The organism is Aeromonas sp. s3 (assembly GCF_040907805.1).
Lineage (GTDB): Bacteria > Pseudomonadota > Gammaproteobacteria > Enterobacterales > Aeromonadaceae > Aeromonas > Aeromonas dhakensis.
This window is the reverse complement of sequence record NZ_JBFOCQ010000013.1, coordinates 96,667-117,544: the sequence shown is the minus strand read 5'-3', so window position 1 is coordinate 117,544 and position 20,878 is coordinate 96,667. Positions and strand designations below refer to the sequence as shown.

General features: G+C 64.4%; 15 protein-coding genes. 8 read left to right on the top strand and 7 right to left on the bottom strand.

Going from position 1 to position 20,878, the window contains the following annotated elements; all coding sequences use genetic code 11:
- Window positions 1–75: 75 nt before the first annotated feature.
- Entirely contained in the window at window positions 76–390 is a 315-nt protein-coding gene (sugE, locus tag AB5Y98_RS07445) for a quaternary ammonium compound efflux SMR transporter SugE (RefSeq protein ID WP_017765470.1), read from the bottom strand.
- Window positions 391–730: 340 nt separating this feature from the next.
- Here sugE and asd point away from each other — a divergent pair, with 340 nt between their 5' ends.
- On the top strand, window positions 731–1,846 hold the full coding sequence (asd, locus tag AB5Y98_RS07440) for an aspartate-semialdehyde dehydrogenase (protein ID WP_017787176.1): 1,116 nt from the start codon (window positions 731–733) through the stop codon (window positions 1,844–1,846).
- Window positions 1,847–2,416: 570 nt separating this feature from the next.
- Window positions 2,417–5,194 (top strand): M16 family metallopeptidase, encoded by a 2,778-nt coding sequence (locus tag AB5Y98_RS07435; RefSeq protein ID WP_368231634.1) that lies wholly within the window; start codon window positions 2,417–2,419, stop codon window positions 5,192–5,194.
- A gap of 92 nt (window positions 5,195–5,286) precedes the next feature.
- Here the strand turns inward: AB5Y98_RS07435 and AB5Y98_RS07430 are convergent, their stop codons facing one another.
- From AB5Y98_RS07430 to AB5Y98_RS07420, 3 genes are all read right to left on the bottom strand, one after another.
- The gene (locus AB5Y98_RS07430; protein ID WP_368231633.1) at window positions 5,287–6,450 is read right to left on the bottom strand and encodes a PLP-dependent aspartate aminotransferase family protein; all 1,164 of its coding nucleotides are present in this window, start codon (window positions 6,448–6,450) and stop codon (window positions 5,287–5,289) included.
- Between the two features lie 92 nt (window positions 6,451–6,542).
- Window positions 6,543–7,613, bottom strand: a complete 1,071-nt coding sequence (locus AB5Y98_RS07425; protein WP_123246033.1) for an isopenicillin N synthase family oxygenase — start codon at window positions 7,611–7,613, stop codon at window positions 6,543–6,545.
- 443 nt (window positions 7,614–8,056) lie between these two features.
- Window positions 8,057–8,695, bottom strand: a complete 639-nt coding sequence (locus AB5Y98_RS07420; protein WP_065017736.1) for an NAD(P)-dependent oxidoreductase — start codon at window positions 8,693–8,695, stop codon at window positions 8,057–8,059.
- Window positions 8,696–8,796: 101 nt separating this feature from the next.
- Between AB5Y98_RS07420 and AB5Y98_RS07415 the strand changes: the two genes are divergently transcribed.
- Complete coding sequence (locus AB5Y98_RS07415) at window positions 8,797–9,702, top strand: LysR family transcriptional regulator (protein ID WP_368231632.1); 906 nt, start codon at window positions 8,797–8,799, stop codon at window positions 9,700–9,702.
- 116 nt (window positions 9,703–9,818) lie between these two features.
- On the opposite strand, the gene AB5Y98_RS07410 is transcribed toward AB5Y98_RS07415, so the two are convergent.
- A complete protein-coding gene (locus AB5Y98_RS07410) occupies window positions 9,819–10,559 on the bottom strand; it encodes an SDR family oxidoreductase (protein WP_010634159.1) in 741 nt (246 codons plus the stop codon).
- Window positions 10,560–10,745: 186 nt separating this feature from the next.
- On the opposite strand from AB5Y98_RS07410, the gene AB5Y98_RS07405 reads away from it, so the two are divergent.
- The 3 genes from AB5Y98_RS07405 (at window position 10,746) to AB5Y98_RS07395 (ending at window position 14,965) form a co-directional block, all read left to right on the top strand.
- Window positions 10,746–11,723, top strand: coding sequence for a helix-turn-helix domain-containing protein (locus tag AB5Y98_RS07405; RefSeq protein WP_368231631.1), 978 nt, complete (start codon window positions 10,746–10,748; stop codon window positions 11,721–11,723).
- 252 nt (window positions 11,724–11,975) lie between these two features.
- Window positions 11,976–14,120: a TonB-dependent siderophore receptor gene (locus AB5Y98_RS07400; RefSeq protein ID WP_368231630.1), complete on the top strand. Its 2,145-nt coding sequence runs from the start codon at window positions 11,976–11,978 to the stop codon at window positions 14,118–14,120.
- 38 nt (window positions 14,121–14,158) lie between these two features.
- Window positions 14,159–14,965, top strand: coding sequence for a siderophore ferric iron reductase (locus AB5Y98_RS07395; protein WP_208200017.1), 807 nt, complete (start codon window positions 14,159–14,161; stop codon window positions 14,963–14,965).
- 65 nt (window positions 14,966–15,030) lie between these two features.
- Here the strand turns inward: AB5Y98_RS07395 and AB5Y98_RS07390 are convergent, their stop codons facing one another.
- Entirely contained in the window at window positions 15,031–15,951 is a 921-nt protein-coding gene (locus AB5Y98_RS07390; RefSeq protein ID WP_368231629.1) for a LysR substrate-binding domain-containing protein, read from the bottom strand.
- 182 nt (window positions 15,952–16,133) lie between these two features.
- On the opposite strand from AB5Y98_RS07390, the gene metE reads away from it, so the two are divergent.
- A complete protein-coding gene (metE, locus tag AB5Y98_RS07385) occupies window positions 16,134–18,398 on the top strand; it encodes a 5-methyltetrahydropteroyltriglutamate--homocysteine S-methyltransferase (RefSeq protein ID WP_368231628.1) in 2,265 nt (754 codons plus the stop codon).
- A 425-nt stretch (window positions 18,399–18,823) separates the two neighbouring features.
- On the top strand, window positions 18,824–19,489 hold the full coding sequence (locus tag AB5Y98_RS07380) for an ABC transporter substrate-binding protein (RefSeq protein ID WP_017780069.1): 666 nt from the start codon (window positions 18,824–18,826) through the stop codon (window positions 19,487–19,489).
- Window positions 19,490–19,556: 67 nt separating this feature from the next.
- Here AB5Y98_RS07380 and AB5Y98_RS07375 read toward each other — a convergent pair whose 3' ends face one another.
- Window positions 19,557–20,678: a glycosyltransferase family 9 protein gene (locus tag AB5Y98_RS07375; RefSeq protein WP_368231627.1), complete on the bottom strand. Its 1,122-nt coding sequence runs from the start codon at window positions 20,676–20,678 to the stop codon at window positions 19,557–19,559.
- Between the last annotated feature and the right edge of the window lie 200 nt (window positions 20,679–20,878).

Genomic DNA, 20,878 nt, shown 5'->3' with positions numbered 1-20,878 from the left:
GTCGGCGCGTTTGGCAGGCAAAAAACGGGGCCCATGCCCCGTTTTGCTTTCCTTTCAACCGCCTTGGGGCGTGCCTCAGCCGATGAATTTCAGACCCAGGATCCCGCCGATGATCAGCAGCAGGCAGAGCACCCGGGCGAGGGTGGCCGGTTCGTTGAACAGCCAGATCCCCATCAGCACGGTGCCGACTGCGCCGATGCCGGTCCAGACCGCGTAGGCGGTGCCAAGGGGTAGCTGTTTGACCGCCATGGCGAGCAGCAGCACGCTCACCCCCATGGCAGAGAGAGTCAGCAGGGTGGGCAGGGGACGGCTGAAACCGTCGGTGTATTTGAGGCCGATGGCCCAGGCGACCTCGAACAGGCCGGCCAGCAGCAGGAGCAACCAGGACATAAGGCAGATTCCGCAGGAAGCAGGGTCGTCCCTGCGCATCAGGAGGCCTCGGGGTCGTCCCCGAGGGGCAGCGGGGCTGCCGGTCGGTCTCAATGATGCCCCAAGTCGTGGCGGGATGCCAACCGGCTGCCCGCAGGCCGGCCAGGCTGACGGATATTGCAGCGAACGGCACAGAATATTGCGCAATTCGACTTGCGCCCGCCGTCACAATCCGTAATGTGGACAGACGCATTTTTCGCAACCCATATTTTGTGAACCGCTTGTAAACGGCCCGCGCCGGACAAGGGATCACGGTTATCACACTCGGTTTCTATAAAGCAGCTATCCAGGGTAGGACATTATGAAAAAAGTAGGTTTGGTCGGTTGGCGTGGCATGGTGGGTTCGGTGTTGATGAGCCGGATGCAGGAAGAGAAGGATTTTGCCCGCATTCAGCCCACCTTCTTCACCACCTCCCAGGCCGGTGAGGCCGCCCCCAATTTCGGCGTCGATGCCGGCACCCTGCAGGATGCCTTCGACATCGCGGCGCTGGCCGCACAGGACGTCATCATCACCGCCCAGGGCGGCGACTACACCAAGGATGTCTATCCGCGCCTGAAAGCCGCCGGCTGGCAGGGTTACTGGATTGATGCCGCCTCCTCCCTGCGCATGGAGAAGGACGCGGTCATCATCCTGGATCCGGTCAACGGCGACGTCATCGAGCATGCCCTGAACGACGGCATCAAGACCTTCGTCGGTGGCAACTGCACCGTCAGCCTGATGCTGCTGGCCCTGGGTGGCCTGTTCAAGGCCGATCTGGTTGAGTGGGTCAGCGTGGCCACCTATCAGGCTGCCTCCGGCGGCGGTGCGCGCCACATGCGTGAGCTGGTCACCCAGATGGGGCTGCTGCGTGATGAAGTGGCGGTGGAACTGGCGGATCCCGCCTCCGCCATCCTCGACATCGAGCGCAAGATCACCGAGAAGACCCGCTCCGGCACCCTGCCGGTGGACAACTTCGGCGTACCGCTGGCCGGTGGCCTCATCCCCTGGATCGACACCAAGCTCGACAACGGCCAGAGCCGCGAAGAGTGGAAGGGCCAGGCCGAGACCAACAAGATCCTGGGCATCGAGAACGCCGCCATTCCGGTGGATGGTCTGTGCGTGCGCATCGGCGCCCTGCGCTGCCACAGCCAGGCCTTCACCATCAAGCTGAAAAAGGATGTGCCGCTGGCCGAGATCGAAGCCCTGCTGGCCGCCCACAACGACTGGGTGAAAGTGATCCCCAACGATCGCGACATCACCGCCCGCGAGCTGACCCCGGCCGCCGTCACCGGCACCCTCAGCATCCCGGTCGGTCGTCTGCGCAAGCTCAACATGGGTCCGGAGTACCTGGCCGCCTTTACCGTGGGCGATCAGCTGCTGTGGGGCGCCGCCGAGCCGCTGCGCCGCATGCTCAACATCCTGCTGGACCGCGGGTGATGGCAATCGGGAACGACGACAGGGGGCTCAGGCCCCCTGTTTTTTTGGCAGGAACAGGGCAGGCTCGATGCCATTGACGCTGCAAGGCATGGGGTCTTGGTTTTGTAATGCAGTGGTACTGTTATTAACTAAATAGATATTAACTGCTGCGCCATCGATTATTTCCTGACTGTTCAATCAGTGCCGGAAATATATTCCCGCCGCCGCACTGGTAGCCGACTCGCTCTATTCCATCTGTACCACAAAATAGGGGGCGGTGGGCTCGCGGGATGGGCGGGATATATGCCTTGTTACAAATGAATATCCATTCAAGATATCCACTGCGAGCCTGATTGATTACACTGACCGCCTGGCCAGGCCGATACCACGAGGCCGCGGCAGCAGGTGATCCGACGCGGCGTGGCGGCCGGCTCGCGGCAACCCTGTGGGGGGCGAAAATAATATTTATATGCTCAATAGTGCGCGTTACGCCCATGGCGTGCCGTCGCCGTTTTCCCCTTGCTGCGAGACCAATGAAGGGCAGCAGCGGTGACCCATAATAATGTTCAGGTTCGAGAATTGGGAAATTACATGAGAGTCGTGTGGAGTTTGCTCTATTTCTTCAGTGTCTTGGCCGTGGCTGGCCCCGTGTTGGTCAAGGAGCAGAAAAAAGTGGCCGATCCGCTGATCGTGCCCTATCAGCAATATCGGCTCGACAATGGCCTGACGGTGATCCTGAGCCAGGATCACTCCGATCCCCTGGTGCACGTGGCGGTCCACTACCGGGTGGGGCTGGAAGAAGAGGCGCCGGGCCAATCCGGGCTGGCCCACCTGTTTGAGCACATGATGTTTCAGGGCTCGGCTCACGTGGGGGAGGAGGGCCATAACCGCCTGCTGCAACAGATGGGATCAAAAGATGTAAACGGCTGGACCCAGGAGGATCAGACCCGCTATTTCCAGACCCTGCCGGCCAATCAGCTGGAGAAGGTGCTCTGGCTGGAGGCAGATCGCATGGGGTTTCTGCTCGATACCCTCTATCAGCAGAAGCTGGACGTGCAGCGCGACATCATCAAGAACGAGCGCGCCAACCTGGTCGAAGATCAACCCTATGGGCGCTTCTATGAGGCGCTGAATCGCACGCTTTACCCGCCAAATCACCCCTACTTCAACACGCCGTTTGGCCGGGCTGCGGATCTGGATCGCCTCACCCTGGAGGACGTGCGCCAATTCTTCCTGCGCTGGTATGGGCCCAACAACGCCACCCTGGTGATCGGCGGTGACATTCAGCCGGCCCAGACCCTGGCCTGGGTCGAGCGCTATTTCGGGGCCTTGCCCGCCACCCCGGCCCAGACTCGGCCGCTGGTGCGGCCGGTGACGCTGAAGAAGAGCCGCTATCGCACCCTGACCGATCGGGTGGCCGAACCCCTGCTGGTGCTGGCCTATCCGACCGTCTCTGCCAGTGATCCCGGGGTCGAGGCCCTCGATCTGCTGGCGGATCAGCTGGGGGGCTCGGCCAGCGGCCTGTTGCAGCGACAACTGCAGCAAAGCGGCAGGCTGGTCTCCGTCTTTGCCAGCCATGAATGCAATGTGCTGGCATGCAAGTTGATGATCCATGCCATTCCCAATCTGGCCAGAGGGGCCGAGCTTGGCCCCATCAAGGCGGAGATCGATCGGGTCATCGGCCAGCTCGCCAGCGACGGGGTCTCCCGCGAGCAGCTGGCCCACTCGGTCAATGCCCTGCGCGCCAAACGGATTTGGCCGCTGGACAGCGTGGCCGGCAAGGTGGAGCAGCTGGGTACAGGTTATACCCTGTTTCAGGATCCCAACTTCCAGTACCGCAACCTCAAGCGCCTTGCCCGGGTGACGCCGGCCGATCTGCAGCGGGCATTGACGCGCTATGTGTTGAACAAGCCCAGGGTGGTGCTGAGCGTGGTACCGGCTGAGCATCCCGAGTGGCAGGCGGGCAACCCCAACTTCGTCGAGCCGCCCCCCTTGCCGCTGGCCCGGCCGCAGCAGACGCTGGCTCCCAGGCAGATCAAGGAGACCCTGGATCGACGCCAGGAGCCGGCCAGTGGCGGGGCCTTGCCGGTGCCCATGCCGACCCTGTGGCATGCCAAGCTGGGTGAGCGGGTCTCTCTGCTCGGTCACTACAGCGATGAAGTGCCGGCCTTTGCCATGAGCATCAACTGGCCGGGCGGTGAGCGAGCCGAGCCGGAGGGCAAGGGCGGGGTCGCCACCCTGACTGACGCCATGCTCTCCCTGGGCAGCGAACAGCTGCAGGAGGCGAGCATCGAGGAGCGGGCGCGCCAGCTGGGGGCCAGCATCAGATTCGAACATGGTGAGGAGCGCAGCTCCATCGAGGTCCAGGGGCTCACCTCCCATTTCGAGGAGGTGCTGGCGCTGGTACGGGAATTGGTGCTGCAGCCCGCCATGCGCAGCGCCGATTTCGAACGTAGCCAGTTTGACTACAGCCAGTGGCTGCAACAGCTGGCTCGCGATCCCCAGTGGCAGGCGGATTGGCAGTTCGGCGCCCTGCTCAAGGGGAACAAGCCGCTGGATCCCGTGGCCAGCCTGCGGGCGCTGACCCTGGACGATGTGCGCCATTTTTATCAGTCGGTCCATCGCAGCGGGGAAGCCCAAGTGGTGGTGAGCGGGGATCTGGCCCAGGAGCGGGTGATGAAAGCCCTCGGCTTTCTGGTCGAGCCAACGGGTCAGCCGGCGGCCCTGCGCTCTCTGGAGTGGCGTGGGCAGCAGGCCAAACGGGCCATCTATCTGCTGGACAATCCCGGGGCTGCGCTCAGCCAGATCCGGGTGGGACGGCGCGCCATGGCGGAGGATGCCTTCGGCGAGCAGTACCTGACCCGGCTGATGAATGTCTCCCTCGCCGAGCGGTTGAACATCCGGCTGCGTGAGGAGCTGGGTTACACCTACTTTATCGGCGCCACCTTCGAGGGCAACGTCGATGCGGGTTATTTCCTGCTGCAAAGCAGCGTGCGCAGCGCAGTGACCGGGGCGGCGCTGCGGCAGATCCTGCAGGAGCTCGACAAGTATCAGCGGCTGGGGCCGACCCGGCTGGAGGTGCGTACCCTGCGGGATCGGGTGCTCAATGGCCAGGCGCTCGACTACGAGACGCTGCCGCAGGAGGTGGCCTACATGCAACCCATCCTGCTCAAAGGGTGGCCGCAGGATTATGTGGAGCAGCAGGTGCAGCAGGTGAGCCAGCTCTCCCCCTTTACCCTGCGCGAGCTGGCCCGCCGCTGGCTCGATCCCGACGACATGGTGATCCTGGTGGTGGGGGATGCCAAGACGCTGGCCCCCGAGCTGGCCGCACTGGGCTGGCCGGTGCAGCGCCTCTCCGTCACACCCTAGCGGGTTGCCCTATTGGGCGACAGCCGCAAGCAAAACAGCCCGCCCCCTGGCAGGGGGCGGGCTGTTTTTTTGCGCTAAAAAGAGGCAAACGGTCAGATAAGGGCCAGGGCGGCGGCCAGATCGGCGATCAGATCGTCGGCGTCCTCCACCCCGATGCTGAAGCGGATGAGAGCGTCATTGACCCCGGCGGCAAGGCGGCTCGCCTCGTCCATGGCGGCGTGGGTGGTGCTGGCCGGATGGCAGGCCAGGCTCTCGAGATCCCCCAGACTCACCGCCTGCACGAACAGCTGCAGGTTGTCGAGCAGGGTGGCGCAGCGTTCAAACCCACCTTCCAGCTCGATGCTCACCATGCCACCAAAACCGCTGGCGAAGGCGCCGAGGGCATCGTGGCCCGGATGGTTGGCAAGTCCCGGGTAGATCACCTTCTTCACCGCCGGATGGGCGGCCAGGAAGTCGGCCACCTGCTGGGCATTGTGCAGGTGGGCATCCATGCGCAGGGGCAGGGTCTTGACCCCGCGCTGCAGCAGGTAGGCCTCCTGCGGGCCTATGGGGGAGCCGATGTGCTTGAGGGCCACGGTACGGATCGACTTCATCAGCGTGTGAGAGCCCGCCACCACCCCGGCGATGATGTCGCCGTGACCGCCCAGGTATTTGGTGCCGCTGTGCATGACGATGTCGATGCCAAGCTCGAGCGGGCGCAGCAGATAGGGGGTGAGGAAGGTGTTGTCACACACCGTAATGGCGCCCACCTTGCGGGCCGCTTCCACGACCACCCGCGGATCTACCACCTTGAGGGTGGGGTTGGTCAGGGTTTCGAACAGTACCACCTTGGTGGCGGGGCGGATGTTGGTCAGCAGATCCTGATCGCTCTCGTAGGCGGTGACCTTGATGCCGGCGCGGCTGAAGGTCTGCTTGAGAAACGCATCGGTGCCGCCGTAGAGCGGGCCGATATAGGCCACTTCATCGCCGCTGTCGGCCAGGGCATACATGATGGCGCTCACCGCCGCCATGCCGCTCGCCACCACCAGCGCCTCGTCGGCCCCTTCCAGCGCCGCCAGCTTCTGCTCCAGCTCGGCGGTGGTGGGGTTGCCAAAGCGGCTGTAGATGAAGCCGGGGGCTTGACCTGCGAAGCGCTCCTTGCCCGCCTGGGCGTTGAAGTAGCTGAAGGTGCTGCTCTGGTAGAGCGGGGTGGTGAGGGCACCGGTCTGGGGATCGATCCGCTGGCCGCTGTGCACGCTCATGGTTTTGAATTTCATTGTATTGCTCCGTCATTGCCAGGCTGTGGCCCAACTGCTTGTGTCGTCTGAAGGGGGCGTCGCGGCGCCCCCGTTTATTAGGTATGGCAGCGTCAGGCGAGTTGTGGCTCGCGCCGATCGCGCTTTGTAGTTTGCCCGTTTGTCATCTGCGGATTGGCCGACGGCGGGGCGACGCCATAGTGGCGGACCGCCACATCCGGGTGGGAGCGCAGCCTCCCTTTGAGTACGTTCTCCCCCACCTGATAAAAGAGCGGGTTGGTCGGGTCGCTCTCGGGCCCCAGCGCCTGGGCTGCCAGCGCGGGGGAGAGGCTGAGCAGCGGCACGGTTGCATCCAGCCGCGCCGCCATGAAGAAGGCACAGGAGAGGCGAGATACTCCGGGCGGCGGGCTTGCCACCCGGTGCAGCGTAGCCTTGAGGTAGCCGTTGGAGGCGAGTTCCAGCAGTTCGCCGATGTTGACCACCAGGGCACCCGGCAGGGGCGGCGCCGAGATCCAGCCACTAGCTGTCTCCACCTCGAGCCCAGAGTGATGATCCTGCATCACCAGAGTCAGGTAGCCGGGATCCTTGTGGGCACCCACTCCTTGACCGCTGCCACCCTCGGCTTGCCCCGGGTAGTGAATGAGCTTCATGTGCTGATAGGGGGCGCCGCGAATGCTCTCGTCAAACACCCCGGCTGGTTGCTCCAGCACCTCGGCGAAGGCGGCCAGCAGGGTGAGGCTGATGGCGCTCAACTTTTCCTGCCACGCCAGCAGGTGAGATTTCATCTCGGGCAGGGCGGCAGGCCACTGGTTGGGGCCGATAAGCCGCTGCCAGGGTTCACGGATCTGCGCCGAAGGCAGGGCCTGCGCCTCGTTCATGATATCGAACTGTTCGCGCAGATCCGGCCGCGCCCGGGTGAGCTCGGCCCCCACCTGGTTGTAGCCGCGAAAGTGGGGGGAGTGCACCATCTGCACCGCCAGCTTCTCCTGCTGTGGCAGGGCGAAGAAGCGGGCCGCCAGCGCCAGGGTTTCCTGCTGCTCTTGCTCGCTCAGGCCATGGCCGACCAGATAGAAAAAGCCCACCTCACGGGCCGCCCGGCCAAGGGTGGCCAGCATCTGGCGACGGGTCTCGGGGGCGCCATCGAGGGCGGCGAGATCGATGATCGGCAGTGGTGAATGTTCCATGTGCACCTCCTCACTGGCCAGGGGCGGGAGGCTACCCGCACACCTGACATGAAAATGACGACGCCCTGACCGATGAACCGGCCACCGCCCTGTTGCCAGGGATGGCGCCATTTGGATTGAGGGAGATGCTACTGTTCGGAGTTATAAGACGGAAACAACAAATTATTCTTAGTTATATACAAAAATCGAAATAGAATTCGCCACCCATCCGGGTGGCTGCCGATTGAACGGCGATAATGGCAATATACCGGCGCACTTGGCACCCATGTTGGCCTGACTCGGCATGTGCCGGCTTGAGCGCCATGGGAGCGCGACTTGAGCCAAAAAGAGGCAAGGATCGCTGGTTGTGCAGAGATGTGCAAAACGCAGAGATGTAAAAAGGGAGGCTGATGCCTCCCTTTGTGTAACGGGCGCTGCGGCCCTGTGTGATGCCTGGCTCAGGTTCAGTAACCCAGGGTGAAGCGCTGGCGCAGGTGGGCCGGTTTTTCCGCTTCGTTGAGCACGCCATCGGCCAGATCGCCGACCGTGATCCCGGCCGGTTGTTCACCGCTGAACAGCACCTGATCGGCACCGAGCCGGTAGCCGCCGCGCTTCTCGCCGGGTTCCAGGAACACGGGCGGGGAGACGAAACGCCAGTCGAGGGCAGTTTCACGGCGCAGGGCGGTGAGGCCGTCGCGGGCGGCCAGGGCCCCCTGTTTCCACTCGGCCGGGAACTCCGGGGTATCCACCAGTTGCACGCCCGGGGCAATTTCCAGACTGCCGGCACCGCCGACCACCAGCAGCCAGCTGTTGGCCGCGACGGCGGCGGCCACGATGGCGCTGGCCCCCTTGAGATACTGGTCGTAGATGTCCGGGGTGGTCCAGCCCGGGTTGTAGGCGCTGATCACCCGATCGTGCCCCTTGAGCACCTTGGCCAGCGCCTGGCTGTCCTGGGCATCCACCGCCACGGCGGTGACCTGCGGGTGAGCGGCGACCTTGCTCACGTCACGCACGATGGCGGTGACGTGATGGCCGCGGCTGACGGCTTCGTTGAGGATGGCTGTACCGACAAAACCGCTGGCACCGATCAGGGCAATTTTCATGGGAGATTCTCCTTCACTGTTGGAATGGGGCTATCCTACGCCCCCGAATGTGATTTAATAATCCGTTGTAAATTGCATTCACTTATAAGCTGGATTTAATAATGGAACAGCTCAAGCGTTACGCCATCTTCGCCGCCGTGGTCGAGGCGGGCAGCATGACCGGCGCCGCCAAGGCTCTCGGCATGACACCCTCCGCCGTCAGTCAGCATATCAGCCAGCTGGAGAGCCTGCTCGGCCTCACCCTGCTGCACCGCTCCACCCGCCGTCTCAACCTGACCGAGGCGGGGGAGGTGGTGTGGCAGGGGTGCCAGTCCCTGCAGCAAACCCTCAACCAGACCGAGTTGCGCCTCTCTGAGGTACGTGACAGCCTGCTGGGGGAGGTGCGGATCACCGCCCCGGTGGGGATGGCCGGCCAGCCGCTGGCGCGGGCGCTCTCGCCGCTGCTGCAGGCCCACCCCGGCCTGTGCATCCAGATCATCGCCGACGACGAGAAGCGGGATCTCATCAAGGAGCGTATCGACGTGGCGCTGCGGGTCGGCACGCTCGAAGACTCCACCCTGGTGGCGCGCAAGCTGGGCCAGACCCGGATGCTGCTGTGCGCCTCGCCCGCCTATCTGGCGCGCAAGGGCACCCCGCGCAGCCCGGAGGCGCTGCTGGAACACGACTGGCTGGCCGCCGACATGCTGAGCGGCGGCCTGACCTTCTTCGACGAGAAGGGGCAGGGGCACAGGGTCAAGCCCAAGCCGCGGGTGGTGTGCAACAACGTGCTGCCGCTGCGCCAGTTCACCCTGGCGGGGCAGGGGGTGTCGCTGCAGCCGGAGGGGGAGATCGCCGACGATCTCGCCTCGGGTCGCCTGCTGGAACTGTTGCCGGGCTTTCGGGTGCCGCCCATGGAGATCCACGCCATCACCCCGCAGCGGGAGATCCCGGAGAAGGTGCGCCGGGTGATCGCCGCCCTGCGCAGCCACTTCGCCGAGCCGGTGGGGGCCGCGGCGACACGTCCGTAGTCCGGGCAAGGAAGAAGGTCGTTCCGGTTGGCCGGCGCAAACAAGGATCAAACAGAGAGGGCAGCCCGCGGGCTGCCCTCTGTCGATGTGCTATGTCGATTAGATAAGGCCAGGCCTCACTTCATATAGAGGCCGCCGTTGATGGCCAGGGTCTCGCCGGTGATATAGGCACCCGCCTCGCTGGCAAGAAACACCACGGCGGCGGCGATCTCCTCCGGCTTGGCCAGTCGGCGCATGGGGATGTCGGCCTTGATGCTGTCGAGGATGTCGGTGCGGATCGCCTCCACCATGGGGGTGGCGGTGTAGCCGGGGGCGATGGCGTTGACCGTCACCCCGAAGCGGGCCCCTTCCGCCGCCAGTGCCTTGGTGAAGCCCAGCATGCCCGCCTTGGCGGCCGAGTAGTTGACCTGGCCGAACTGCCCCTTCTGGCCATTGACCGAGGAGATGTTGATGATGCGGGCATCGCGCTGCTCGCACATGGCGTCAAACAGCGGCTGGGTCACGTTGTAGAGGCTGCACAGGTTGGTGTGGATCACCTCGAACCACTGCTCCGGGGTCATCCGCTTGAAGGCCCCGTCCCGGGTGATGCCGGCATTGTTGACCAGCACGTCCACCCGCCCTTCATCCTGCAGCAGGCGGCCCAGGGCCTCGCGGCACATGGCGGTGTCGGCCACGTCCAGCGCCAGCAGCCGCACCTGATCCGGCCGAAAACCCTGCTCTGCATACCAGTCGTGCGCCGCCGCCCCGTTGGCGCTGGAGTGGGTGGCGATGATGCGATACCCCTGGGCCAGCAAGGCGGTGGTGATGGCGGATCCGATGCCGCCACGGGCTCCGGTGATCAAGGCAACTTTCTTCATCTAGGCTCTCCCTGCATAAAAGATTCGAACGAGGACTTTATGGGCTTTTTGGGGTAATTGATATATTTGTTTTCAAACAATCTGACAGGCAAACGCGTCACTTTTGTGACAGCCTGCCAAGCTGGCTTGACGGACCAGCACTCGAGCCACCTGGCAAGAGGGCGGACGTGACCATATCGCCAGCCCTTGCCGCCAAGGTGGCGGCCATGTTTAATGGGGCCCTTGCGCGCAGCGCCTTGCCGACAGCCCAGATCCGATCTCGTCATGACCATCTTGCCCACCATCCCCGACGCCGTGCCCCAGCCGCACAGCCAGCTGACCCGCATCGAGCGGGTGCTCGACTACATCCACGCCAACCTGGATCTGCCGCTGGCGCTGGCCGAGCTGGCGGAGCAGAGCTGCTGGTCGCGCTGGCAGTTGCAGCGGGTATTCCTCCATGAGACGGGACTGACGGTGGCCCACTATGTGCGCGAGCTCAAGCTGAGCCAGGCGGCAGAGGCGCTGCTCTCTGGTCGCCAGCGGGTGCTGGATCTGGCGCTCTGTTACGGTTTTGGCTCCGAGGTGAGCTTCAGCCGCGCCTTCAAACAGCAGTTCGGCTGCTCGCCGCTGGCCTATCGCAAACGCGGTCTGCGGCTGGGGCTGCGTACCCCCCTGGTGCGGGCTACCCTGCCGCAACCCATGCCTGCCAGGCTGGTACAGGTGCGGATCGAGAGCCAGCCGGGCTTTGTCCTGCAAGGGGTGACGGGGCAGATCCGCGGGCTGTTTGCCGCTGTCCCCGACTTTCAGCAGACGGTGCCCGCCATCTGGCATGCCCTGCGCACGGCGGGCGGTTTGCCACCCGGGCAGGAGCGGGTGGGGGTGGTGGATGTTTCTGGCGTTGGCGAGTCGCTCCCCTACTGGGCGGGCTGCGTGATGGAGGAGGGGGCCAGCCTGCCAGACGGTCTGGCGCGCCTCCCGGTGCCGGCCCAGACCTACGCAGTGCTGAGTCACGTGGGCCCCGTCAGCCAGCTGGGGCAGACCCTCAACTGGTTTATCCTGCACTGGTTGCCGAGTTCCGGCTATCGCGGGGTGGACGGCTTCGAGCTGGAGCGTTACGCCCCCGATTTTGACGGCAACCAGCCGGATGCCCGTATGGAGTACTGGCTACCCGTCACCCCCCTCTGACACGGCTATTCCCTTGCCCGGCGGATGCCGCGCTGCTATCCCTCTTTCCCTTTTGACTGCGCCAGGCCTTGCTATCCACTCGACATCGCCTGCGTGTCTGCCGTCAGTTGAGGTTGCCGGATGGGGCCAAAGTGGCCGCATTTTCTCCCTCTTTCGCGCCAACATGCCCCAAATTGTTAATTCAAGGGCAAAATGACCCAATAAAATGCAAATGAGATTTGTTACTATTCAATCATTGCATTCGAGGATCAGATGTACGCCACTCACCCCCCTTTGACCCTGGTCGCCGCGACCCTCTCCGCCCTGTTGGCTGGCCCTGTGCAGGCAGCCGCCACCGAGCGCCCGACACAGACCCGGGCCGACGAGACCCTGACCGTGCTCGGCGAGACCTATCGCAACACCGCGACCAAGACCCGGCTCGACCCCCTGGAGACGCCCCAGGCCATCTCGGTGGTGGAGGGGGACACCCTGGAACAGCGCGGCGTCAGCTCAGTGAGCGAGGCGCTGCGCTACGTGCCCGGCGTCAACACCGAGCTGCGGGGCGGGGCGGTCAACCGGCTGGATCTGTTCAACATCCGCGGCTTTGACAACTACCAGAACTTCTACGACGGCCTGCTGCTGCAGTACAACGACTGGAACCTGCAGCCCCAGATCGATCCGGTGGCCATCGAGCAGCTGGAGGTGTTCAAGGGGCCCACCTCCGTGCTTTACGGCAGCATGCCCCCCGGCGGCATGGTGAACCTCATCGCCAAGCGCCCCCAGCGGGAGGCCAGCCACAGCGTGAGCCTGGCGAGTGGCACCGGTAATCTCAAGGAGCTGACCCTCGACAGCACCGGCGTCCTCAACGATCAGTTTGCCTATCGGCTGGTGGGGCTGGCCCGCCAGAAAGAGGGCCAGGCGGTGACCTCAGAGGAGGAGCGCTACGTGCTGGCGCCCTCTCTCGACTGGCAGTTGAGTGAGCGCACCCTGCTGAACCTCAACCTCTACTACCAGAAAGACCCCGCTGCCGGCATTTACACCACGGTGCCGGCCAGCGGCTCGGTCAAGTCCAATCCGCTGGGCCAGCTTGGCAGCGACACCTTCCTTGGCGATGAAAACTGGAACCACTACAGCCGGGAGGTCACCCTGCTCGGCTACAAGCTGAGCCACGACTTCAACGCCAACTGGCAGCTGCTGCAAAACGCCCGCTACATGGATGCTTCGGCCAACCAGCAGAACACCTACAACGCGGCCTTGGCGGCCGATAACCGCACCCTGGCCCGCAACGCCTACCTGACCGATGAAGAGTCCCGCGGCTTTGTCATCGACAACCAGCTGGCGGGCAAGGTGCAGACGGGCAAGGCCCAGCACAACCTGTTGCTGGGGGTCGATTACCAGTATCTGGATGCGCGCATTCTCTACCGGGATACCCTCGACTACTCTGCCCCGGCCATCGACATTTTCAACCCGAATCACCAGCAGATAGTGCCGGCAGTTCTGGCCTTCAACTATCAGGACAACCGCACCATCCGCCAGTATCAGAGTGGCCTCTACCTGCAGGATCAGGTGCGCCTCGATCGGCTGGTGGCCATCGGCGGCGCCCGCTACGACCGCTACCGGATGGACACCGACAGCCGGACCCTCTATCAGGGGGCGGCGAGCAATACCCTGGCCCAGATTGATCAGGACAACCTCTCGCTGCGCCTCGGCGCCCTCTACGAGCTGGATCACGGCCTCTCGCCCTATGTGAGCTATGCCGAGAGTTTCGAACCGGTGGCGGGGGCGGACAAGCAGGGCCAGGCGTTCAAACCGGCCACCGGCCGGCAGTGGGAGGGGGGGCTCAAGTTCCACTCTGAGGACATGAGCAAGACCTTTACCACTTCGGTCTTCCACATCACCAAGCAAAATGCTCTGGTGACGGATCCGGACAACGTCTACGGGCCCAAGCTGCAGACCGGCGAGATGGTCTCCAAGGGGATCGAGCTGGAGGGGCGACTCGATCTCACCAGCCGCTGGGATCTGGCGCTGAGCTATACCCGTCAGGAGATGGAGATCACCCGCGACACCACCAGCCTGCAGGGCAAGACCCCGGTCTGGGTGCCCAAGCAAATGGCTTCGCTGTGGAGCAACTACCTGCCGGCCGGTCCGCTGGAAGGGGCACGCCTGGGGGCTGGCCTGCGCTACGTGGGGGAGGCCCAGCTTGATGCCGCCAACACCGACACAGTGCCGGATTACCTGCTGATGGACATGGCTGCCTCCTACGATCTGGCCCGGCTCAGCCAGCGCCTGCAAGGGGTGGAGGTGTCACTCAGTGCCAGCAACCTGTTCAACAAGACCTACTACTCCTGCTACGACCAGAACAACTGCTGGTTCGGCGCAGAGCGCAGCGTGGAGGCGCGACTCAAATACGCATTCTGACCCTGCGTCCCGGGCCGCGCCCGGGACTCTCTCACCCCATGAGCGGCGCCGGCCGTCGTGCCCGCACTTCGGTGGCGCAGCGCGAGCCGGATCTGCAGGCATTGGCGGATCACAGCGCCCTGTTTGCGGCCGCCGCCGGGCTTATCCCGTCCCTCAAGGGGCGGCTGGTGGCTGCCGGCGAGGCTGAGGCGCTGCTGACGGCGACCAAGCAGGCCACGCCGGCCGAGGTGGCGGCTACGCTGCACGAGCATTGGCGACTGGCCCATCCGGAGGCGGGCCCCGCCTACTGGCTCACCCGCAGCTGGGGCATGCTCTGCTGGCAATCCATCTATCTGGCCATGGTGGCCGTCTATCGGTTGCGGGCCGTGCCGGCGCTGGAGAGGCTGGGTCAGAGTTATCAGGATGGACTGGTATCGGGCTTTACCCTGCCGGCCGAACCCATGATCAAGGGAGAGCTGGAGCTCTTGATCAAGACGGCGGGCGAGCGGCTGCAGGCCCATTGGCAGGCGCTGTTCGCAGCGCTGGGGCAGGTGCAGCGGCTGCGACCCGGCTTCGTGCGGCCACTCTTGGCGGACGATCTGCTGGCGGCACTGGTGCGGGTGCCGGAGTTCTTTGACGAGATAAGCCTCGCCGAGTTGGCGGCCCATGCACCGCACTGGCTTGCCGCCTGCGGCCTGCCGGCCGAGCATCTGGCGGGCTGGCAGCCGGCGCCCTGGCCGCCAGCGGCCGGCTTGGTCGGTTATGTGCGCCAGCGCTGCTGCCTGCACTACAAGCGCCGTGATGGTGAGCTCTGCGCCAACTGCCCGCGGCGGCAGGGGGCGGCGAGCTGTGAAGAGGGTGGTTGAACAGAGAAGCCCTGCGTGATGACAAGCCGCCCTCAGGCGGCTTTTACTGCGCCTTGCCGTATGGATTACTGTGCTCTTACGTCGCCCATCTTGCTGCGAATCCGCTCAAACAGGCTCTGCAGACAGGCTTGATCCCGGTCGGCGGCGCGCACCGCGCCATACATGTGGCGGCGCACCCCCTCGGCGAGCGGGCGCGCCTCGAGCAGCCCCTGGCGCACGAACTCCTCGCAGGCCCAGCGCGGCAGGGCGGCGACGCCAAGGCCGGCGGCGGCCATCTGCAGCATCACTGAGGTGTTGTCCACCGGCTTGCAGCGGGCGGGCTCGATGCCGGCCGGCTGCAGGAAGCGGCTGAACACGTCCATCCGCGCCCGCTCCACCGGGTAGACCAGCAGCACCTCGGGGCGCAGATCCTCAGGCTTGATGGTCTGCTGGCCACAGAGGGGGTGGTCCGGCGCCATCACCAGCACCAGCTCGAAGGCGAACAGCGGCTCGAAGTGGAGATCGCCGCGCGCCTGCACATCCGAGGTGAGCAGAAGGTCGAGCTGGCCGCCGAGCAGGGCGCTGATGGCATCAAAGCCCTGCACCGACTCCACCTCCAGATCCACCCCCGGCCACTGACGGCGAAAATCGGGCAGCAGCGGCAGCAGCCACTGGATGCAACTGTGGCAATCGAGCGCCAGGTGAAGGCGACCGGCGTCGCCGCTGTGCAGGGCCTGCAGCTGTTTCTCGGTCTGGGCCAGCGCCGGCAGCACCTGGCGGGCCAGCCCCAGCAGCTGGTTGCCGGCCGCAGTCAGCACCAGTGGCCGGCTCTTGCGCAGATAGAGCTCCAGATTGAGGCGGGTCTCCAGCTCCTTGAGCTGGTGGGAGAGGGCGGACTGGGTGAGGTTGAGGGTCAGTGCCGCCCCGGCCAGCGAGCCCTGCTCGGCCAGCGCGCTCACCGTCTTCAGGTGCTTGATGTCGATCCCCGGGTTGCTTGACACCGCCATGGTATCCCTCCTTGTTGTGCCTGGGCGGCGGTTTGTTGTCCGCCTTGAGAATTTCTTGAGAGCCAGTTGAAAAGGATTCAATAGCCAACGCCACCTTATCTTGTCATTTTGGATGTGTAAACATCTGGATGGCTAAGTCATCCAGTTCACCATCAGATGAATGAGCATAAGGAATGGAACCTATGACCTGCGCACACACCCTGGGCTTTCCCCGTATCGGCGCCAAGCGCGAGCTGAAATTTGCCCTCGAATCCTACTGGCGCGGCGAAACCAGCCAGGCCGAACTCATCGCCACCGGCAAGAGCCTGCGTGAGCGTCACTGGCAGGCCCAGCAGCAGGCCGGCGTGACCCTGCTGCCGGTGGGCGACTTCGCCTGGTACGATCAGGTGCTCGGCACCAGCCTGCTGGTGGATGCCATCCCCGCCCGCCACCGCCATGGCGACACCGATCTCGATACCCTGTTCCGGGTCGCCCGTGGCCGTGCGCCGACCGGCCCGGCCGCTGCCGCCGCCGAGATGACCAAGTGGTTCAACACCAACTATCACTACCTGGTGCCCGAGTTCAGCCGCGACCAGCGCTTCAAACTGGGCTGGAGCCAGCTGTTTGACGAAGTGGAAGAGGCCAAGGCGCTGGGGTTGCCGGTCAAGGCGGTGCTGCTGGGCCCCGTCTCCTACCTGTGGCTTGGCAAAGAGAAAGAGAACGGCTTCTCCCGCCTCGAGCTGCTCGATCGCCTGCTCATCGTCTATCAGGAGATCCTGGCGAAACTGGCCGCCCAGGGGGTGGAGTGGGTGCAGATCGACGAGCCGGCGCTGGCGCTGGACCTGCCGGACGAGTGGCGCCTCGCCTATCTCAACGCCTATGAGCGTCTGGCCGGACCCTGCAAGCTGCTGCTCACCACCTACTTCGGTTCGGTGGCCCATCAGCGCGACATCATCACCAGCCTGAAGGTGGATGGCCTGCACCTGGATCTGGTGGCGGCCCCCGAGCAGTTGGAGACCCTGGTCCCGCACCTGCCGGCCCAGTGGGTCATCTCGGCCGGGGTCATCAACGGTCGCAACGTCTGGCGTGCCAATCTGGCCAAGCTGGTACCGACCCTGAAAGCACTGAAAGCCAAGCTTGGCGAGCGGCTCTGGGTGGCCTCCTCCTGCTCCTTGCTGCACAGCCCGGTGGACTTGACCCTGGAGCACGAGCTGGATCCCCAGACCCGCAGCTGGTTCGCCTTTGCCCTGCAAAAATGCTACGAGCTGGGGCTGCTGGCCGACCATCTCAATGGCGGGGAGCTGGACAAGATCACCGCTTACAGCCAGCCCATCGTGGATCGGGAATCTGACAGCCGGGTACACAAGAAGGCGGTGCAGTCGCGCCTCGCCAGCCTCACCAACAGCGATTTCGAGCGCCACAGCGCCTACCCGGTGCGGGCCGAGGCACAGCGCGCGGATCTCAAGTTGCCGCTGCTGCCGACCACCACCATCGGCTCCTTCCCGCAGACCTCGGAAATTCGGGTGCTGCGCCAGGATTGGCGAGCCGGTCGTATCGACGACAGTGCCTACGAGGCGGGCATTCAGGCCCAGATCAAGGATGCCATCCTGCGCCAGGAGGCCATCGGGCTGGACGTGCTGGTGCACGGCGAAGCCGAGCGCAACGACATGGTGGAGTACTTCGGTGAGCTGCTGGACGGCTTTGCCATCACCCGCTTCGGCTGGGTACAGAGCTATGGCTCCCGCTGCGTCAAGCCGCCGGTGATCACCCGCGACATCGACCGGCCGACCCCCATGACCCTGGCGTGGACCCGGTTTGCCCAGAGCCTGACCGACAAGCCGGTCAAGGGCATGCTGACTGGCCCGGTGACCATCCTCTGCTGGTCCTTCCCGCGCGAAGACGTGAGCCGCGAACAGTCCGCCCTGCAGATTGGCCTGGCCATTCGCGACGAGGTGGCAGACCTGGAAGCCGCCGGTATCAAGATCATCCAGATCGACGAACCGGCGATCCGTGAAGGGCTGCCCCTGCGCAAACAGGATCATCAGGCGTATCTCGACTGGGCGGTGCGCGCCTTCCGCCTGAGCGCGAGCCCGGTAGTGGACAGCACCCAGATCCACACCCACATGTGTTACAGCGACTTCAACCTCATCATCGAGGCGGTGGCGGCGCTCGATGCGGACGTCATCACCATCGAGACCAGCCGTAGCCAGATGCAGCTGCTGGGAGCGTTCGAGCGCTTCAACTACCCCAACGAAATCGGCCCGGGCGTCTACGACATCCACTCGCCGAACGTGCCGAGCCAGGGCTGGATTGAGGATCTGATCCGCAAGGCCGCCAAGCAGATCCCGGCAGAGCGGCTCTGGATCAACCCGGACTGCGGCCTCAAGACCCGCGGCTGGGAAGAGACCGAGGCCGCCCTCAAGGTGATGGTCGATGCCACCAAGGCGCTGCGCGCCGAGCTGGCCTGAAGAACATCTGCAAACAACAAGAGAGTACGGGCATAACGAACGAGGGAAGGCGCAAGCCTTCCCTCTCTTTTTATGCCGGATCAACCGTTGATGTTGGCCTGGGGAGGGGTTGTAGCAATGACGGCGCGGGCAGGCCGGGTGGCACGTCGGTCCCGGAATACTGGACGCAGCCCCCATAACCCCCGCCATGTTCCCCCTGTTTTGCAAGGCTGGATCCTAGGCCGGCAAGCGTGGCAGCTTGACGATATCACCCCGCCTGCGCCGGCGAGGCCTCGCCCATTTTTGCATTCGATGCGCTTGCGCTAGGCTCAGGGCAGGGTGATGACGGCGGGGCTGACATGATGAAAGCGGGTCTCTGGTTCGGGTGTTTATGGGGGCTGCTGTTGGCGGCATCTCCCCAGGCGGTTGCCATCTCCTCGCTCAACATGGTCTATTTCGATGATTTTGCCCCCTACTCATGGCGTGACGAGGAGGGCAAGATGCGCGGCCTCATGGTGGATGTGATGGACAGGGTCGGGCTCGAGCTTGGGGTTCAGGTGCATCATGAGGGATATCCCTGGTTGCGGGCGCAGAAACTGGTCCGTGCCGGTCAAGCCGACGGCTTCGTCACCGTGCCGACCCGGGAGCGGCGAGCCTATACCCGGGTGGTTGAGGCCCCGGTGGCCTTTTCACCTTTGACCCTGTTCACGCAAACCGGGCATCCGGCCCTGGCTCGTCTCAACCAGGCCCGCGCCTTGAGCGATCTCAAGGCGTTCACCATTCTCGACTACATCGGCAATGGCTGGGGCAAGGAGAATCTGGTCGGTTTCAAGGTGCATCTCACCAGCAATGTGGACAATGTCTTCAAGTTGCTGGCGGCCGGTCGGGGGGATCTGATGATCACGGATCCTCTGGTGGCGCGCTTCAAGCTGGCTCAGCTGGGATTGGCGGGGACGATCACGGAAGTCCCCCTGCAACTGGAGCTGACGCCGCTCCACCTCTGTATTGCCAACTCATCCCCCTTCGCCGCCAGGGTGGACGAGTTGACTCGCATCTTGGCGCGATTGCGGCAAAGTGGCGAGCTGGCCAGGATGGAGGCTCGCTATCGCTGAGCCCCATGCTGAGGAGTGGACCGGCAGGGCGGGTTGAATCGCTCTGCCGGTGTGGGCGCTGGCTGGATCAGCCCGCAGCAGGGAGCGGCAAGGGCGCACATGGCAAGCAAGGGGCCGGAGTTGGCGCTGGTAACCTCTCCTGATTGAGCGGGGTGCGTGCCATGACCCCGGCCAGCCAGTGGTGATCGAGGGGGATGGCATTGCGATCGCCGATCACCTGATTGAGGTGCTGGGCACCGAGGCAGCCGTAACGGGCGGGATCGGTCTGGGTAAAGAGACCGAGGCAGGGCACGCCGCTGGCGGCAGCCAGGTGCAATGGCCCGGTGTCACCGCTGACGAAGAGGGAGAGGCCGCCGGCAAAGCGGGCCAGCTCGCTCAGGCTGGAGAGGGAGACCTGCACGTCGCCGAGCTGGGGCTGGGGATCGGCGGGATCCTCGAGCTGGATCAGCAGGGCGCTGGGATAGTGGCGGCGCAGATCCCCGAGCAGCCGTTGCCACTGGGGCAGGGAGAGCCCCTTGCCCTTGCGGGCACCGGTGAAAAAGCCGATGAGCGGCCGTTCCGGGTAGTCCTGCCTGAGCGCCAGCAGCCGTGGGCTGGCGCTGTGCAACAAGCTGCCGAGTTCAATCTTATCGGCGAGATGACCGTGCATGCCGAGCAGTTGCAGCGGCTGGTGGGCGTAGTGACAGTGGTCGTTGGGAGTGAGGGGCTGGGGGAACAGGGCATCCCCCTTGGCATCGTCAAAGCCCAGCTTCTCGCGGGCCTTTACCCAGCCGGCGATGAGGTGATCGGTGCTGGAGGCAAAGGGCACATAGACCCGATCGTAATGCTGACGGCGCAGTTGCCACAGCACCGACAGGGAGGCCAGCAGCCGCTTGCCCTGCAATCTGACCGGGTGAATGCGCTGCAGCTGCAGATCGGCCAGGAAGGGGAGCAGCTGGCCGCCGATGCACACCAGCTCTATCTCGGCATGGGGGTGGGCACTGCGTACCTTTTGCAAGAAGGGCAGCAGAAACAGGTTGTTGCCGATGCGGCAGGTGCTGCGAATGACCAGGATCCGCTGGGGAGGCTGGCTGACTGCCGGCAGTCGGCCTTGACGCGCGAGCCAGGCGAGGGCGGCCCGCTCCAGCCCGGCGGTCCAGCAGCGGCGCTGACCGTCGAAGCGGCGCAGGGCATCTCTGATAGTGCTCATAAGTAGTGGCTCCGTGCATGAATATGGCCTCAAGGTGACACGACATTTCTTAAGCCGAGGTTAAGAAAAGAGAAAAATGAGGGGGGTACGCCATTTTTTGTAAGAATTTGTTGCTGAGTCACAGTTTCAGAGTGCTCGGATGGAACAGGGTCGTTTCCGTATGATTCCTGTTTTCCTGGTGCGGGATGGCTGAGCGGAGT